Annotated in this window: 14 protein-coding genes; 5 read left to right on the plus strand and 9 right to left on the minus strand. The window is 72.1% G+C overall.

Annotated elements, in window-relative coordinates; genetic code table 11:
- Positions 1 to 138: 138 nt before the first annotated feature.
- Entirely contained in the window at positions 139 to 1,755 is a 1,617-nt protein-coding gene (locus V1633_RS27480; RefSeq protein WP_331217161.1) for a DUF4139 domain-containing protein, read from the minus strand.
- A gap of 182 nt (positions 1,756 to 1,937) precedes the next feature.
- Positions 1,938 to 2,342 carry a YjbQ family protein gene (locus tag V1633_RS27485; RefSeq protein ID WP_331217162.1) on the minus strand — a complete coding sequence of 135 codons (405 nt, stop codon included), beginning with the start codon at positions 2,340 to 2,342 and terminating at the stop codon, positions 1,938 to 1,940.
- Positions 2,343 to 2,650: 308 nt separating this feature from the next.
- Between V1633_RS27485 and aceE the strand changes: the two genes are divergently transcribed.
- A complete protein-coding gene (gene aceE, locus V1633_RS27490) occupies positions 2,651 to 5,407 on the plus strand; it encodes a pyruvate dehydrogenase (acetyl-transferring), homodimeric type (protein ID WP_331217163.1) in 2,757 nt (918 codons plus the stop codon).
- Positions 5,408 to 5,535: 128 nt separating this feature from the next.
- Here the strand turns inward: aceE and V1633_RS27495 are convergent, their stop codons facing one another.
- A complete protein-coding gene (locus V1633_RS27495) occupies positions 5,536 to 5,973 on the minus strand; it encodes an SRPBCC family protein (protein ID WP_331217164.1) in 438 nt (145 codons plus the stop codon).
- Positions 5,974 to 6,225: 252 nt separating this feature from the next.
- On the opposite strand from V1633_RS27495, the gene gltX reads away from it, so the two are divergent.
- Positions 6,226 to 7,635: a glutamate--tRNA ligase gene (gltX, locus tag V1633_RS27500; RefSeq protein WP_331217165.1), complete on the plus strand. Its 1,410-nt coding sequence runs from the start codon at positions 6,226 to 6,228 to the stop codon at positions 7,633 to 7,635.
- Positions 7,636 to 7,736: 101 nt separating this feature from the next.
- Here the strand turns inward: gltX and V1633_RS27505 are convergent, their stop codons facing one another.
- The 5 genes from V1633_RS27505 to V1633_RS27525 all read right to left on the minus strand — a co-directional run bounded on the left by V1633_RS27505 (position 7,737) and on the right by V1633_RS27525 (position 11,683).
- Complete coding sequence (locus V1633_RS27505) at positions 7,737 to 8,264, minus strand: S26 family signal peptidase (RefSeq protein ID WP_331217166.1); 528 nt, start codon at positions 8,262 to 8,264, stop codon at positions 7,737 to 7,739.
- Positions 8,261 to 10,078 (minus strand): ABC transporter ATP-binding protein, encoded by a 1,818-nt coding sequence (locus V1633_RS27510; RefSeq protein ID WP_331217167.1) that lies wholly within the window; start codon positions 10,076 to 10,078, stop codon positions 8,261 to 8,263. The genes V1633_RS27505 and V1633_RS27510 overlap by 4 nt, the downstream gene beginning before the upstream one ends.
- 2 nt (positions 10,079 to 10,080) lie before the next feature.
- Positions 10,081 to 10,653 carry a TlpA family protein disulfide reductase gene (locus V1633_RS27515; protein WP_331217168.1) on the minus strand — a complete coding sequence of 191 codons (573 nt, stop codon included), beginning with the start codon at positions 10,651 to 10,653 and terminating at the stop codon, positions 10,081 to 10,083.
- Positions 10,650 to 11,186 (minus strand): MauE/DoxX family redox-associated membrane protein, encoded by a 537-nt coding sequence (locus V1633_RS27520; protein ID WP_331217169.1) that lies wholly within the window; start codon positions 11,184 to 11,186, stop codon positions 10,650 to 10,652. Before V1633_RS27520 ends, V1633_RS27515 begins: the two co-directional genes overlap by 4 nt.
- Before the next feature lie 287 nt (positions 11,187 to 11,473).
- Entirely contained in the window at positions 11,474 to 11,683 is a 210-nt protein-coding gene (locus V1633_RS27525; RefSeq protein ID WP_331217170.1) for a hypothetical protein, read from the minus strand.
- A 161-nt stretch (positions 11,684 to 11,844) separates the two neighbouring features.
- On the opposite strand from V1633_RS27525, the gene V1633_RS27530 reads away from it, so the two are divergent.
- Both V1633_RS27530 and V1633_RS27535 read left to right on the plus strand, forming a co-directional pair.
- Positions 11,845 to 13,452, plus strand: a complete 1,608-nt coding sequence (locus V1633_RS27530; RefSeq protein WP_331217171.1) for a helix-turn-helix domain-containing protein — start codon at positions 11,845 to 11,847, stop codon at positions 13,450 to 13,452.
- 403 nt (positions 13,453 to 13,855) lie between these two features.
- Entirely contained in the window at positions 13,856 to 14,509 is a 654-nt protein-coding gene (locus tag V1633_RS27535) for a hypothetical protein (RefSeq protein ID WP_331217172.1), read from the plus strand.
- A gap of 119 nt (positions 14,510 to 14,628) precedes the next feature.
- On the opposite strand, the gene V1633_RS27540 is transcribed toward V1633_RS27535, so the two are convergent.
- The gene (locus V1633_RS27540; RefSeq protein WP_331217245.1) at positions 14,629 to 15,135 is read right to left on the minus strand and encodes a hypothetical protein; all 507 of its coding nucleotides are present in this window, start codon (positions 15,133 to 15,135) and stop codon (positions 14,629 to 14,631) included.
- Positions 15,136 to 15,428: 293 nt separating this feature from the next.
- On the opposite strand from V1633_RS27540, the gene V1633_RS27545 reads away from it, so the two are divergent.
- A complete protein-coding gene (locus V1633_RS27545; protein WP_331217173.1) occupies positions 15,429 to 16,814 on the plus strand; it encodes a sensor histidine kinase in 1,386 nt (461 codons plus the stop codon).
- Positions 16,815 to 16,877: the final 63 nt, after the last annotated feature.

Raw genomic sequence — 16,877 nt, forward strand, 5'->3', positions numbered from 1 at the left:
GGGGCCGCCCCCCCCCCCCGGGCGGGGGGGGGGGGGGGCCCCCCCCGAGCCCGGGGGGGGGGCCCCCGGGGTGGGGGGGGGGGCCGCCCGGCACCGGTCAGTCAGTCGCGGGCCGGCGGGGGCGCCCGGCCACTCCGGTCACTCCCGCCAGCCGGTCAGCTCGACCCCCTTGGCCAGTTCCACCCGCAGGCCGAGCAGGATCTCCCGGGACGCGCCCGGTGGCAGCTCCAGCCGCCAACGCAGCTCGCCCAGGTCACCCCGCTCGGTCGGGGCCGGGTCGAGCCGCAGCTCGCGGACGGTGATCCCCTCGCCGCGCGAGACCGGCACCTGGTCGAGCACGGTGATCCGGGCCGGCCGGGGCGTGTGGTTGGCCAGGGTGGTCCGGTACTCCGCCTCCCGACGCCGGGTCGAGCCCAGCGTGGCCTTCGTGTCGCTCCGTCGGACCAGCTCACGCTTGACCCGGATCCGGTCGTCGAGGCCGAGCGCCAGCTCGACCTCCTCCCCCGGCGCCCAGGTGGGCAGCTTCGTGGCGCCGACGAAGTCGCCGCCGTGGAACACCGAGGCCGCGCCGGGCAGCAGGGTGTGCGCGGAACTGTTGGTCACCGTGGCCCGCAGGTGCACGTCCGGGGTACGCACCGGCGCGGTGACGTAGTCGAGGGTGGATCCGAGTTCGAGCACCGCGACGACCGCCCGGTGCGTACCGCCGTCGGCCGGCACCGCCACCGGCCGGGCCGGCTGGTAGGTGGCCGCCGCGACGCCCTGTTCCAGGGTGGCGGCCGGCTGGGCGACCGGTGCCGGCGGTCGGGGCGGGCCTCCGGCCCGCATCGGCGCCCCGGGGGCGCCGGCCGGCGCGGCCGCGGCGCGCGCGCGTACCGGCCCGCCGCCCCAGACGGCCTCCTGGGGCACCCGGTCCGCCTGGTCCAGGTACCACGGGGTCAGCTCCGGCAGGGCCGCGCCGGTGGTCGGACGGGCGGTGGAAAGCAGCAGCTCACATTCCGGCCAGTCCTCACCGGTACGCTGACTGACCAGCCCGAACCAGGTGAGGTTCAGGGTCTCGTCGACCAGGCGCAGGTCGTACGAGGAGGTCCAACCCGCCCCTTCCACCACGTACGACAGTTCGAGCCGGACCTCGACGGCGGCTCCCGGGTCGGATTCGTCGGTCTCGGCGGGCTCGACCCGGACGACCACCTCGGCGACGAGCCGGTCCGGCTGGCGCTTGCCGGGCAGCGCGGCGAGTTCCCGCTCGACGGCGGCCAGCCGCTCCTGGACCTCGTCCCGCCGCCGGGACAGCTCCCGCCGCCGGGCCTGGCTCGCGGCGGTCTGTTCGGCCACCGCGTCGGTGAAGCCGAGTACGTCACCCGGCGTCGCGTCGCCGCCGGCCAGTGCCCGGGCGTAGGTGCCGCCGGCCCGCTGGGCGAGCTGGGCCAGGAACTCCCCTCGTCGGGTCTCCACGGTCTCCGCGTCGGCCAGTTCGGCGAGTTCGGCGGTCAGCTCGCGACGCCGCTGCTCCAACTCGACCGCGCCCGGTTCGGAGGTGCGGGGGTGTACCTCGGTCGCCACGTCCACGCCGAGCACGCTGGCCGGCCCTCGGCCGCCGACCCGCAGCGAGTCCCGCCGCAGGCCGAGGGGGAGCGGCCCGATCCGCACCCGGTGCTCGCCGGTGGACAGTTGGAGATCGGCCCGGCGGGTGACCCGGGCCCGGTCCGGAAAGACCGTGACCGCGACGATCGGCGCGTCAATGCGGGATGGTGTCATCGCGCGAGGCTAGCGAACCCTCGCCAGCGTCGACCGGCCCCGGTCGGGACAGCCCCCCGCGTGCGGCCCACGGCCGATCCCCCGGTGCGGACAGCCCCCGCGTTTGGACTGCCGATCCCGGTGCGGACAGCCCCCGGGTCGGGCCGGGTGCGGTACCCGGAAAACCGCCGGCGGCACGCCGGTCAGCCGGCGAGGAAGGAGAAGCGGACCTGGCGGGTGGAGTTGTCGCCGTTCGGGTCGACGAGGCAGATCGACTGCCAGGTGCCGAGGGCCAGCCGTCCGCCGAGCACCGGCAGTGTCGCGTACGGCGCCACGAAGGCGGGCAGCACGTGGTCGCGGCCGTGTCCGGGTGAGCCGTGCCGGTGCCGCCAGCGGTCGTCGGCGGGCAGCACGTCGTCGAGGGCGGTCAGCAGGTCGTCGTCGGAACCGGCGCCGGTCTCGATGATCGCCAGACCGGCGGTCGCGTGCGGCACGAAGACGTGCAGCAGCCCGTCGCCCCTGCCGGCGAGGAACCGCTCGGCCTCCTGGGTGATGTCCCGGACCACCGGACGGGAACCGGTCCGGATGGTGATCACCTCACTGTCCATCCGCCCAGTCTGCCCCAACCGTCGCAACTGCCGCAGCCGCCCACCGCAGCCCGCCGGCCAGGACCGGACAGGGGTCCGGCGCGACCCTCGCCGACGCGGCGCCGGTGGCCGTCGCCGGCCGTCCCGCCCACCCGTCCGATAGATCATCGCTTGCGCGGTTCCTGTCCGGGAACGGCGTGTTGCCGGAAAGTTACCCCCTGGTACCTGTGTCGAGCATCGCCTCTGCCGGGTCTAGACGTGACGGGCATAGGCAGAAGGAGGCAGGATGGCGCTAGAGACCTATCCCACACACAACCTAGGGAACGCCTGTGGCCACGGAACGCAAGCGCCCGGTGATCAGCGACGGCCTGCCGAGCCAGCTTCCGGACATCGACCCCGAAGAAACCAGCGAATGGGTCGAGTCACTCGACGGTGTCATCGACGAACGCGGCGCCAAACGCGCACGGTACGTCATGCTGCGCCTGCTGGAGCGGGCCAGGGAACGCCAGGTCGGGGTGCCGCCCCTGACCACCACCGACTACATCAACACCATCCCCCCGGAGCGGGAACCCTGGTTCCCCGGGGACGAGCACATCGAGCGGCGGATCCGGGCGTACATCCGGTGGAACGCGGCGATGCTCGTGCACCGGGCCCAGCGCCCGGAGATCGGCGTCGGCGGCCACATCTCCACCTACGCCAGCTCGGCCTCGCTCTACGAGGTGGGGTTCAACCACTTCTTCCGGGGCAAGAACCACCCCGGCGGCGGCGACCAGATCTTCTACCAGGGCCACGGCTCCCCCGGCATGTACGCCCGGGCCTTCATGGAGGGGCGCCTGACCGAGGACCAGCTCGACGGTTTCCGGCAGGAGCTCTCGCATCCCGGCGGCGGGCTGCCGTCGTACCCGCACCCGCGGCTGATGCCGGACTTCTGGGAGTTCCCGACGGTCTCGATGGGCCTCGGCGGGATCAACGCGATCTACCAGGCCCGGTTCAACCGCTACCTGCACCACCGGGGCATCAAGGACACCTCGCAGCAGCACGTGTGGGCGTTCCTCGGCGACGGTGAGATGGACGAGCCGGAGTCGCTCGGCGCGATCGGCGCGGCGGCCCGCGAGGAGCTGGACAACCTCACCTTCGTGATCAACTGCAACCTGCAGCGGCTGGACGGCCCGGTCCGGGGCAACGGCAAGGTGATGCAGGAGCTGGAGGCGTTCTTCCGGGGCGCCGGCTGGAACGTGATCAAGGTCGTCTGGGGCCGGGAGTGGGACCCGCTGCTCGCCGCGGACACCGACGGCGCGCTGGTCAACCTGATGAACACCACGCCGGACGGCGACTACCAGACCTACAAGGCGGAGTCCGGGGCGTACGTCCGGGAGCACTTCTTCGGTCGCGACCCGCGCACCCGCAAGCTCGTCGAGGGCATGAGCGACGACGAGATCTGGAACCTCAAGCGGGGTGGCCACGACTACCGCAAGCTGTACGCGGCGTACAAGGCCGCGATGGAGCACACCGGCCAGCCGACCGTCATCCTGGCGAAGACGATCAAGGGCTGGACGCTCGGGTCGAGCTTCGAGGGCCGCAACGCCACACACCAGATGAAGAAGCTCACGCTCAGCGACCTGAAGAGCTTCCGTGACCGGCTCTACCTCGACATCCCGGACTCGGCGCTGGAGGACAACCCCTACCTGCCGCCGTACTACCACCCGGGCGAGAAGTCCGAGGAGGCGGAGTACCTGCGCGAGCGGCGCCAGCAGCTCGGCGGCTACCTGCCGTCGCGGCGCACCGAGTGGGCGCCGCTGCCGGTGCCGGGCAAGGAGCGCTTCGCCGACGTCAAGAAGGGCTCCGGCAAGCAGAAGATCGCCACCACGATGGCCTTCGTCCGGCTGCTCAAGGACGTGATGAAGGACCGGGAGTTCGGCAAGCGGTTCGTGCCGATCATCCCGGACGAGGCGCGCACCTTCGGCATGGACTCGCTCTTCCCGACCCAGAAGATCTACTCGCCGCACGGCCAGCGGTACACCTCGGTCGACCGGGAGCTGTTCCTGTCGTACAAGGAGTCCACCACCGGGCAGATCCTGCACGAGGGGATCAACGAGGCCGGTTCGGTGGCCTCGTTCACCGCCGCCGGTACGTCGTACGCGACGCACGGCGAGCCGATGATCCCGCTGTACATCTTCTACTCGATGTTCGGCTTCCAGCGCACCGGTGACGCGTTCTGGGCGGCCGCCGACCAGATGGCCCGGGGCTTCGTGCTCGGCGCCACCGCCGGCCGTACCACCCTGAACGGCGAGGGCCTGCAGCACGAGGACGGCCACTCGCACCTGATCGCCGCGACCAACCCGGCCGTGGTGGCGTACGACCCGGCGTTCGCCTTCGAGATCGCGCACATCTTCGAGAACGGCCTGCACCGGATGTACGGCGAGCAGCCGGAGAACATCTTCTACTACCTCACCGTCTACAACGAGCCGATCCTGCAACCGGCCGAGCCGACGGACGTGGACGTGGAGGGGCTGCTGAAGGGGATCTACCGGTACTCGCCGGCCCCCTCGGTCTCCGGCGGCAAGGGCGGCTCCGCGCCGCGTGCCAACATCCTCGCCTCCGGCACTGGCATGCAGTGGGCGCTGAAGGCGCAGCAGCTGCTGGCCGAGGAGTGGGGCGTGGCGGCGGACGTCTGGTCGGTCACCTCCTGGACCGAACTGCGGCGGGACGCGGTGGAGTGCGAGGAGTACAACCTCCTGCACCCCGGCGACGAGCCCCGGGTGCCGTACGTCCAGCGCAAGCTGGCCGGGTCGGACGGCCCGGTGATCGCGGTCAGCGACTGGATGCGGGCGGTGCCCGACCTGATCGCACGCTGGATCCCCGGCGGCTACACCTCGCTGGGTACCGACGGCTTCGGCCTGTCGGACACCCGGCACGCCCTGCGCCGGCACTTCCACGTCGACGCGGAGTCGGTGACCGTGGCGACGCTGCGTCAGCTCGCGCTGGGCGGGGTCGTACCCCCGTCGGTGCCGGCCGAGGCGGCGAAGAAGTACGCGATCGACGACGTGTCGGCGGCGCCGGTGGGCGAGACCGGCGGGGACTCCTGACCGGGTAGCCAGCGACAGCACGAGGGGGCGGGGGCCACCGGCGCCGCCGGCAGGCGGGACGGTGTCCGCACGCGGGCTGCTGCCGGCACGCGGGACGGCGGTGGCGCGGCGTCCGCTGGCCGGGCGGCTCAGCCGACCGTGGCGAGGCCGGTGAGCCGGGCGAGGGAGCCTTCAAGGTCGGCACCCACCCGACGCATCCCCCACCGCAGCAGCGCGCCGCTGACCGGACCGGCGGGCCAACGCACCATGATCAGCCGTACCGTCGTGCCGTCCTCCTCCGGGGACAGCTCGACGTAGATCTCGGTCCGCGCCTCGGCTCGGGCACCCGACCCCTCGGCCCGCTCACGCCAGGCGATCAGCGTCGGTTGCTGGAACGCGATCACTTCCGCGTCCAGCGCCCGTCCGTCGGCGTGCACCTTCTGCCGCCGACCGATGCCCTCACCGGAGAGCACCTCCGCCTGACGCACCCCGGCCAGCCATTCCGGCAGGTGCTCCGCCCGCTGGACCAGGTCCCACACCGCCTCGATCGGCGCCGCCACCCGCGTGCTGCGTTCGATGAGCATCATCCTTAAGTCGCCTCCATTGCGGACAACCTGGTAACCATCGGCAGCTTATTGAGGATTACGCCTCAAAACGGACGTCTTGCCCACGACACGCCGAAATGAACTACCCCGGTGTGGTTTCGACTGCTTCGCGCCGATTCAGGGGGTCGGCACCGCGTCCGCCCGACGGGCGCCGGGCCCCACGGGACACCGTCCCGGGACCCGGTACGGAAACCTGGTGGCGGGCGGCCCCGGGTGGCTGCGTAGGCTTGGGCCGTGACGGTACGCGTACGCTTTGCCCCTTCCCCGACTGGAATGTTCCACGTCGGCGGTGCCCGCTCGGCCCTGCAGAATTGGATCTTCGCCAAGCAGCAGGGGGGTGTCTTCGTACTGCGGATCGAGGACACCGACGCGGCCCGCAACCGACCCGAGTGGACCGAGGGGATCCTCTCCGCGCTGGACTGGATCGGGATCGCACGCGGCACGTACGAGGGGCCGTACTTCCAGTCGGCGAACGCCGACGAGCACCGGAACGCGGCCAGCCGCCTGCACGCCGAGGGGCGGGCGTACTACTGCGACTGCACCCGGGAGTCCGTCCAGGCCCGGACCGGCTCGCAGTACCAGGGCTACGACGGCTTCTGCCGGGACCGTGGGCTGGGCCCGGGCGAGGGTCGCGCGCTGCGGTTCCGTACCCCGGACGAGGGCGAGACCGTGGTGGTCGACCTGATCCGCGGCGAGCCGACCTTCGAGAACAAGCTGATCGAGGACTTCGTGATCGCCCGTGGCGACGGCTCGGCGGTCTTCCTTCTGGCGAACGTGGTCGACGATCTGACCATGGGCATCACCCACGTGATCCGGGCCGAGGAGCACCTGCCGAACACGCCCAAGCAGCAACTGCTCTGGGACGCGCTCGGGGTCAAGCCGCCGGTCTGGGCGCACGTGCCGGTGGTGGTCAACGAGAAGCGCCAGAAGCTCTCCAAGCGCCGCGACAAGGTCGCCCTGGAGGCGTACCGCGACGAGGGCTACCTGGCCGACGCGATGCGCAACTACCTGATGCTGCTCGGCTGGGCGCCCTCCGGCGACCGGGAGATCGTGCCCTGGTCCGTGATCGAGTCGGAGTTCCGGCTGACCGAGGTGAACCCGTCACCGGCGTTCTTCGACGAGAAGAAGCTGCGGGCCTTCAACGGCGAGTACATCCGGGCCCTGTCGGTCGAGGAGTTCGCCGCCGCCTGTCAGCCGTGGCTCACCGGCACGGACACCATCGCCCCGCCGCCCTGGCAGCCGGCGGAGTTCGACCCGGCGGCGTTCGCCGCGGTGGCGCCGCTGGCCCAGACCCGGATCGCGGTGCTCAGCGAGATCGTGCCGAACGTCGACTTCCTCTTCCTGGAGTCGCCTCTGGTCGACGAGGCCGCGTGGGCGAAGGCCATGAAGGAGGGCGCGGCCGACCTGTTGGACGACGCGATCACCGCGTTCGAGGCGCTCGCCGACTGGTCGGCCGAGCCGATCAAGGCAGCGCTGGAGGAGGTCGGCACCCGGCGGGGGCTCAAGCTCGGCAAGGCACAGGCGCCGGTCCGGGTGGCGATCACCGGACGCGGCGTCGGACTGCCGTTGTTCGAGTCGATGGCCGTACTCGGCCGGGACCGGTCACTGACCCGACTGCGGGCCGCCCGTACCCGGCTCATCTGACCTCCCCCGGCGCGCCTCCGCCCGTCGGGGCACGCGGGCGTCCCGTCGCCTCCGACACGCCGGTCGGCAGCGCACGCGGTGGCGAGGCGACCGCCCGCCGGTCAGGTCCGTAGACCCGTGGGCACGTCAGAGCCGGCCGGCCCCGGGATGCCCTCGGGCGCCGCGGCCAGCTCCCCGCCACCCAGCCGGCGGAGTACGACACCCAGCAGGCGATCCACCGGCACCGGACCAAACTGACGGGAGTCCCGACTGAGCCGGGCGTTGTCTCCCAGCAGCACCAACCGGTCGGGCGGCACGATCCCGTCCGCCGGTCGGGCCCAGTCTGGCAGGAAGGCGGGACCGGGATCACCCGGGACCGCCGCCACCCGCTTGACGAGCCACCGGGCGTGCGGCGGGGTGCCTTCACGCCCGGGCCGACATGGGCCCGGCTCACCCACCACCACCACGTCACCCACGGCCGGCAACCCCCGCCGGACCCGCCGCACCACGACCCGGTCGCCATCGGCCAGGGTCGGCACCATGCTGTGGCCGGTCACCGACACCACGACGGTCGACCGGCGGATCAGCAGCACGGCCCCGGCCACCGCGACCACGACCAGGGCCGAGGCGGCGCCCAACACGAACGTCATACCGACTCCTCGATCCGCCGCTGGTAACCCGAAGCCTGGAGCGCGAACAGTCGCGCGTACTCGCCGCCGACCAGCACCAGCTCGTCATGTCGTCCCTGTTCGGTAACCCGGCCGTCGGCGAGTACGACGATCTGGTCGGCCTCACGCAACACTCCGAGACGGTGGGACACGAGCAGGCTGGTCCGGCCGGCACGGAGCTCACGCAGCCGCGAGTGGACCTCGTACTCGGCCTGTGCGTCCAACGCGGAACTCGGCTCGTCCAGGATGAGCAGGTCCGGGTGCACCGCCACCAGACCACGGGCGAGCGCCAGGCGCTGCCACTGGCCACCGGACAGGACCGTACCGGTGCTCGGGTCATTCCGGTCGGCCTCGGAGAAGAACACTCTGGTCAGCGGAGTCTCGTACCCGTTCGGCAGTCCGTCCAGCAGGTCGTGCATCCCGGCGGCCCGGGCCGCGGCCACCACCCGCGCGGAATCGTCGAGCGCGGTGAGATCGCCCAGCGCGATGTTCTCCCGTGCGGTGAGGTCGTACCGCACCGCGTCCTGGAACACCGCGCGAATGCGCCGGCGCAGCTCGCCGGGGTCCAGGTCACGCAGGTCCACACCATCCCACAGAATCCGCCCACGGCTCGGGTCGTAGAGGCGGCACAAGAGCTTGACCAGCGTCGTCTTGCCGGCCCCGTTGAGCCCGACGACGGCGGTGGCCGCGCCGACCGGGAGGAACAGGTCGACTCCCCGCAACACCCAGGGCTGATCGTCGGCGTACCGGAACCAGACGTCGTCGAAGGTGATCCCGTCCAGCAGTGGCGGCGTCGGGGCCGGATCGGGCCGGACCGGCAGGTCCGGCCCGGCGTCCACCACTGCCAGGTAGTGGTCGAACAGCAGGACGGCCTGGTGGACGGAGACGGCTTCGGACACCAGACCGGCCAACGCGTTCTGCACCGCCGCGACCGCGGCCACCACCAGTGCCACGTCACCGACGGTGAGGGTGCCGAGGGTCGCCGCGCGGACCGCCCACAGCAGTAGTGCACCCGTCGTGAGCGCCGCGAAAGCGGCCAGCCCCGTCTGGGTCACCATCTCCCGTCGGTCGATGTCGCGGTGCCCCCTGTTGATCGCACGCAGCTCGACCGCCATCCGGCCCCAGAGAAAGGGACCCGCCCCGAACAGCCGGAGTTCCTTGGCCGCCTGAGGGTCGGTGAGCAGGCCCGCGTAGAACATCTCCTTCCGCTCCGACTGCCCGATCGCGGCGACCATCGCGACCCGGCGACGACTCAGGGCGAGTTCGGCGAAGAACGCCGGCACCGCACTGAGCAGAACCGCGAACGCGATCCACGGTCCGAGCGAGAAGAGGGTCCCGGCGAAGCCACCGACGACGATCAGGGCCTGCCCGCACCCCAGCGTGCCGTCGACCAACATGCCCGGGCCGTTGACACCGCTGGAGCGCGCGACCTGGAGTCGGTCCAGGAACGCCGGATCCTCGAAACGACGTAGCCCGACGAACCGGTCGACCGCCGCGTACAGGTCCTCGTTGGCGCCCAACATGACCTTCCGGTCAAGCTCGGCCCGTAGGTAGCGGGTGATGTGCGGCAACAGGGCGACGACGAGACCCACACCGGCGAGCGCCACGGCCAGGTTGACGAGATCGGTCCACCGGGCCCCGTCGCTGGCGACCGCGTCGATCACCAGCTTCGTCAGCCAGGCCACCGCCAACGGGCCGAGGCCGGCCAGCGCCGTGAGGAGGACGTACCACAGGACGTGTGCTGGCGCGGCACGCCGGGCGAGCGCCAGCGCCCGCCCGGCGGCACGGATCCGCACGGTCAGCCCACGACCGCGAGGACGGCCGCGTCCCGGTCCGCGACCGCGGTCAGGTCGAAGTTGGCGGCGGCCACCGCCCCGTTCTCGACCAGGATGAACGCGGGGTAGCCGGTGACGCCGAACGCCTTCTGGACCGGGCCCTGATCCGGCTCCCTGACCACCGTCGCGACCTCGGCCAGTTGGGCGACGAGATCGGCGGTCTCGTCCGGCTGGCCGACCGCTACCGCCAGGATCTCGCCGCGGCCGCCCGGCCGGGCGGCCGCGAACTCCAGGAAACCTGGCAGGCGTTCCTTGCAGGGGCCGCAGTTGGGCGAGAGGAAGGCGACGAAGGGGCGGGCGCCGAGGGTGGTCAGATCCACCGCACGACCGTCCACGTCGGTGGCGGCGAAGGGGGCGACGGCCGCGCCGACGGGCAGGGCGATGTCGGTGCCGTCCTCCGGTGCGGGGCCGCGGCCACGCAGGCGCGCCATCTCCGCGGTCTGCTCACGCAACCGTCGGACAACGCCGAAGGTGAAGAGCAGGTTGGCGGCGGCGAGCAGGCCGACCAGTACGACGGCGGCAGTCAGGTAGGTCATGAGGTCTCCTTCCTCTGTGGGGCGATCGGAGCGAACAGCTGTACGATTTCGTCGAGTTCGGCGACGAGCAGCCCGACCAGCGCGCCGGCGGCGCCCGCCACGAGCGACCCGGCGAGCGCCGGTTGCCCGGTCTGCGCCAGCAGGCCGACCAGGACAACGCCGACCAGCAGGACGTTCCGGATGAGATGCCGGCGGCCGAGGGGTACCGGCGAGGAGCCGAAGCACCGACACGGGGCCGCCTCGCCGCGGCGGAGCACGAGCGCGACGCCGCCGGTCAGGAGAGAGAGCAGGGCACCGGCGGCCAGGAAACCGACGGCTCGCAGGGGCGGGACCGCGAGCAGGGCGACCACGACCGCCTCCGCACCGGCCACCGAGACCGCGACCAGGCCGGCGTGGCGGACGCCGACGAGGCGCATGGTGGACAGGGACGAGGCGAACTCCCGCAACGACCGTCCGCTACGGAGTTTGCTTGTCGCCGACCAGAGGAAGACGACCAGCAGGAGCCCTCGACAGGCCGGATCCAGATATCGCATTCAGCACCCACAAACGACCGACCGGGCGGTGACCCGGTGTGCGGCAACCTGCGTCAGGTACAGGCGCCACGGAATGTCAGGAAGCGCCGCGCCCGCGGGTGGGTGGACGTCGTTGCCGGCAGACGGAGCAGTCGCCCGACGTGACGCGACCCGCCGACACCGGCGGCATCCCGGTCGTCGTTCGACCGGGATGCCGAGGGTCCGGCCGCCCACCACCCGGGCCGACGCCGCTGTGGCAGGGACACACGGCCGGGTGACGGGCGGGTCCGGACCCGCGGTCTAGCGGCTCAGGCGCACTCGTTGCCGACGAACTTGCACGCGCCGCACCAGGTCGGGTTGCAGTTGCCGTTGGCGTAGGTGCACTGCTTGGAGTACAGCCGGATGCCGGAGCAGTAGCAGGCCACCCAGTCCGTGCCGGAGCAGCCGGCCTGGGCGGTCGCCTTGGGGGCAAAGGCACCGACCATCCGGTCGGCGACGGCGCCGAGCAAGCGGGTCATCACAACCTCCTCTTCCTCGACCTCGGGGGGAGGTCGATGCCATGATCGAAGCGGCGATGGAGGTAATGGACCAGGATGTCCGACCGGACACTTTATCGGACGTCCAGTCGGAATCCGGTTATACTTCCGCCTCATTTGTCAACGGGGAGACAAAGATTGTCATGTTCAACTTCGGTAGTTTGCTCAGGCAACATCGCACCCAACAACGGATGACGCAGGAAACTCTCGCGGAACGATCCGGGCTCAGCAGCCGCTCGATCGGAGAAACGGAACGCGGCCGCCGCATTCCACGACAGCAGACCGTGGAGCAACTCGCCGACGCGCTCGGCCTGACCGGCGACACTCGGGCAACGTTCCTCGAGTCGGTGCAGATCCAACGCTGGTCCACCCAACTCGCGCCGACACGTCACGCGCCAGCGCCGGTAGCCCGGACCTCCGGCCCGGTGCCGGAACCACCGGACCTGTCGTCCGGGCCGAGCGTCCCACGCCAGCTGCCCGGGGACCTGCCCGACTTCGTCGGTCGCACGGAGGAGCTGCAAAGACTCGTCTCGGCACTGGATCCGGCGAACGGCGGCAACCACATGGTGTCGATCTCCGGTGCGACCGGGATGGGTAAGACCGCGCTGGCCGTCCACCTCGCCCACCGGATCGCCGCCTGGTACCCCGACGGCCAGCTCTACGTGCCACTCGGCGGCTCCGGGCCCGGCCCCCTGGCCCCCGCCGACGTCCTCGCCCACCTGCTCCGCAGCGTGACCGCCGCGGACTATCCGGGGTACGCCGACCCCGCCCTGCGGGGAACGGCGTTCCGGGCCGCCCTCGCCGACAAGCAGGTCCTGCTGGTGCTCGACGACGCCGCCGGGTACACGCACCTCGCGCCGCTGTTGGCCACCGGCCGGTCCGCCGTCGTCATCACCAGCCGACTGCCGCTGACCGGACTGCCCGTCGCGGCGACGGTCAACCTCCGATCACTGCCGGTGACCGATTCGCTCCGGCTACTGAGCCGGATCGCGGACGAGCGCCGAATTCTCGAGGAGGGTGCGGCAGCCACCGAGTTGGTCCACATGTGCGGCGGACATCCGCTGGCCATCCGCATTCTCGGGGCACGCCTGGCGGCACGCCCCGACTGGACGGTCGGGGGCCTGCGAGGTCAACTGGCGGACGAGCAGCACCGCCTGGACGAGTTGCGTCACGGCGACCTCGCCGTACGACCCGCACTGGAGCAGGTCTACCGGAGGCTGACACCGGCAGCCGCTCGGGCGTTCGCCCTGCTGGGCGGGCTACCCGTCCACCCGTTCCCGGAGTGGGTGTCGACCGTGCTGCTCGGCCTGGACCGACCGGCCGGGTCCGCCGTCCTGCAGGAACTACTCGACACACGCCTGCTGGAACCAGCAGGATTGGATGGCGTGGCCCTGCCCCGCTACCGGTTCCACGAGGTCGTGCGGCTCCTGGCCCGGGAGCGCCACGCCGGTCTCACGCCGCACGAGCGGCGGGCCGCGTTCAGCCGCCTGGTGGAGGCCGGCACCCTCCTCGCACGCGTGGCTCACGAGCACCTCCGTCAGGCGGGCACCGGTGGTCGGGACAGCTCCGACGAGCCCCGCTGTGCGGAGCGGATGTCCGAGCTGGTCGCGCGCCGACCACGTGCCTGGTTCGCCGCCGACCGGGAGGTCCTCAGCGGCCTCGTGGAGATCTGCGACGCCACCGAACTGCGAGAGTCTGCCGGGGTTCTGCACGCCAAGGTGGTCGAGCTACAGCACCTGCTCGACGGGTGACACACCATCGGTGGGGCGGGTCGGCCGGTCCTCTCCGTCGGCCTGCCCCACCGAACCGGTCCGGCACCGTCACACCAGCCTAGCGGCGGGCACGGCGCCCCGCAGGGGTACGCACAGCGTCGCCACCGCGACGCTCAGCACCAGTGTCCCGATACGGGTGACCCGGCACCTCGTGGTCGCCTCCGTCCGCTACGATTCGCCCTACCGATCAATGGCTCGCCTCCTTAGTCGACCCTAGATCGCAGATAGTTCCAATTACTGCTCGTTCAGGTGCAACCGAGCGGCGTTCTGCGGAGTCTTTGTAGGAAGACGGCAGGTCCAACCCGGACACCGTCATCCCACCGACCAACCAGCGCGTGACCTGCATCATGGCCACCATCGAGACGGGGCGAGGAGGTCAGCGATGGCCGGACGGGTGAATCGTCGGCTCATCGGGGTTGTCACGCTGCTGCTGGCGACAGGCGGCTGGTTGGGTGCCGGCGGTGCCGCACAGGCCAAGCCGGCGGCGAAGCCCACCTCGATCGTCATCACCAGCAAGGACCTGCCGAATCCGCTGACCGTACGGGCGGACGCCAGTCCCGACCTGTTCGCGGCGGTGCTCGACCAGGTCAGCTGGCTCAAGGGCGACGGGCAGACCACCGCGCCGAAGGCTGCCGACCTGGGTCCGAAATACACCCTCGTGGTGCACGTCAACGACGCCGCCAAGCAGACCTACGATCTCTACCCGCTGGCCAAGGGCGGCCCGCGTGCCTTCCGGCCGGACAAGCAGCCGGACAAGAGCCGGCCCGGCCCGGCCTGGTTCTTCGGCCGGCTGACCATGACCGAGACGCTGCTGGCGGCCGGCGCACCGCTCCCCGAGCCGGAGGTCAGCGTCGCCGGTGGCGGCGTCGGGGGCGGCGAGCGGGTGATCCCGGACGAGGCGATCGGCACCGACAAGGACGTCACCCAGCTACTCGGCGATCTCCGTCATCTGATGCTGCTCAACGGCGCCGTACTGCTGTCGATCACGGTCGGACTGGCTGGCATCGCGCTGCTGGTGCGCCGCCGTACCCGCTGACCCCGCCCCACCGCCGACGGTCCGCACGGCCGCCGAGGTCGTACCGGCCGGGGTGCGGGCGACCGGCCCGGGGCTGTCACATCCGCCGGCTCCGCTGACGCTGGTCCGATGACGGCAGCTCAGCACCACCGGTGCGGGGGCCGGTCGCGGCGTACCCGCCGTCGAGAGGGACGCACCGCGCCGTGCCGGTGGGCCCCCGCCCACCCCGGCCGGTCCGTCTGACAGCCGGACCGGCGGTGCTCGTCCGACTCCGGTACGTCGTCCGCAGGGTCAGCCGTGGCGCCCTGGACCCCACCGGCCCCGTCGCCCGTGCCCGAGACCTCGGCGGCGTCACCGCAGTCCCGCTCCCCGGAACGGGGGCGGGGAATCAGCCTCGACCTCTCCGGCACCTGTTCGGCCGCGCCGACCGGCGCCGGTGACCCGGCCGCCTCGGCCTGGTCGACGTCGGTCCCGGCCGGCTCCGTCGCGGGCCGGACCGGTGTGCCGTCCAGTGGAGCCGCCGGCAGCCCGGCACTGGCACCGCACACCCAGCGGAGCCGGCCGACCGGACCCACCGGCGACTCGTCCCCACCCAGCAGCGAGTTCGGCTCCTCCTCGGCACAGCCGTGTCCGGCGTCCTGCGCCATCCAAGCCTCCTCACGCTCGCCGCTGCTCGGGCGGTTCGCCCGGCTCGGCGATGGACGCCGATGCCCCGACCGGGGACCGGGCGGCGCGTCCACGTCACCGGGACCATGTCACCGTACTGGTCGGAGACGACGGACTCGACGCCACCGTCAACAGAACCTGAGCAATCCAACCCGAATGGGCGCAGGTGAGGGTCCGCACGCCGGATCCGTACATCCTTCGGCGGATCCGGTCCCGGCACCGGTTCGTCGTCTGGGCCGAGGGGCCGGCCCGGATGATGTGGTGGGATCGGAACGTGACGGCCTGGCGAATCTTGGCACGCGGGACGCTGTCCCGGGACATCGTACTGGCGTCCATCTCCTACCTGGGCGCGCTGCTCCTGCTGGCCGCGTACCTGCCGCTCAACCCCGGGCTGTTCGACCCGCCGTCCGGGGTCTCCCTCGGCCTGCTCACGGTCACCTGTGTGGCGGTCGCGCTGCGCCGGGTGGCGACCCGGGCCGGCCTGGCCCTCGGCACCGTCGCCTTCGTCACCGACCTGGCCTGCGGCTCGTCCCTCGCCACCACCCTGGTCTACACCCAGGTGCTCTTCGACTCCTGCGTGTACGGGCCACCGCGGATGTGGCGTTGGCTGCTCTGGCTCAACGTCGCCCTCACCGGCGTGGCCGCGGTGTACGGCATGATCTTCCTGGATCCGTGGTCCTGGCACGGCCTCGCCCTGGCCGTACCGGTGGCGCTGATCGGCGTACTGCCGGTGGTCAGCGGCATCAGTGTGCGGCAGTACCGCGACCAGGCCGCCGCCGAACGGGCCCGGGCCGAGCAGACCGCCCGGCTGGCCGAACTCGACCGCCGACAGGCGGTGGCGGCGGAACGCAGCCGGATGGCCCGGGAACTGCACGACGTCGTCGCGAACCACCTGAGCGCGGTCGCCATCCACGCCACCGCCGTGCTCTCCGTCTCGGGCCTGGACCGCGCCCAGGTGGAACAGGCACTGCGGGTGATCCGGGAGAACAGCGTGCAGGGGCTCGGCGAGATGCGGCAGATGATCGGGCTGCTCCGCGAGCCGGCGGAAACCGGGGGAACGCGGGCCGACGAGGATGCCGGCCCGGCCACCCTGGGCGGGGTCGACGGGCCGGTCCGGGCCCGGCTCGCCGAGGTGGACCGGCTGGTCGCCCAGGCCCGGGGTGCGGGCCTGGCGGTGCGGTTCGAGACGGTCGGCGAGCCGGAGCCACTGCCGGTCGGGGTGGACCTGGCCGCGTACCGGATCGTCCAGGAGGCGCTGACCAACGCGCTGAAGCACGGCACGGGTCCGGCCACCCTGACCGTCGACCACCGGCCCGGCTCGGTGCGGCTCACCGTCGAGAACCCCCTGGCGGCCCGTACCGTCGGTGGGGCCGGCGGCCCGGCGGGTACCCGTACGCCCGCCGGTGCGGGTCTGCCGGGCGCGGGTGCCGGCCTGATCGGGATGCGGGAACGGGTCGCCCTGCTCGACGGCCGATTCAGCGCCGGGCCGTACGACAGCGGCTGGCGGGTCCGGGCCGAACTGCCGGTCGCCGAAGCGCCCCGCCGACCCAGGGAAACCGACGGTACGCCGGAGACGCCGGGTACACCGGAAGCCGGCACGACGCCGCGGCCACGAACCGATCATCGTCCCGACCTGCGTCCCTCGGCGGCACGGACGTGACCCGACCCCGCGCAGCCCGACGACGGCACCGCCGTGACCAGCCCTGACGACACAGACGTGACC

The sequence above is a fragment of the Plantactinospora sonchi genome (assembly GCF_036422035.1).
In the GTDB taxonomy this organism is placed as follows: Bacteria; Actinomycetota; Actinomycetes; order Mycobacteriales; family Micromonosporaceae; genus Plantactinospora; species Plantactinospora sonchi.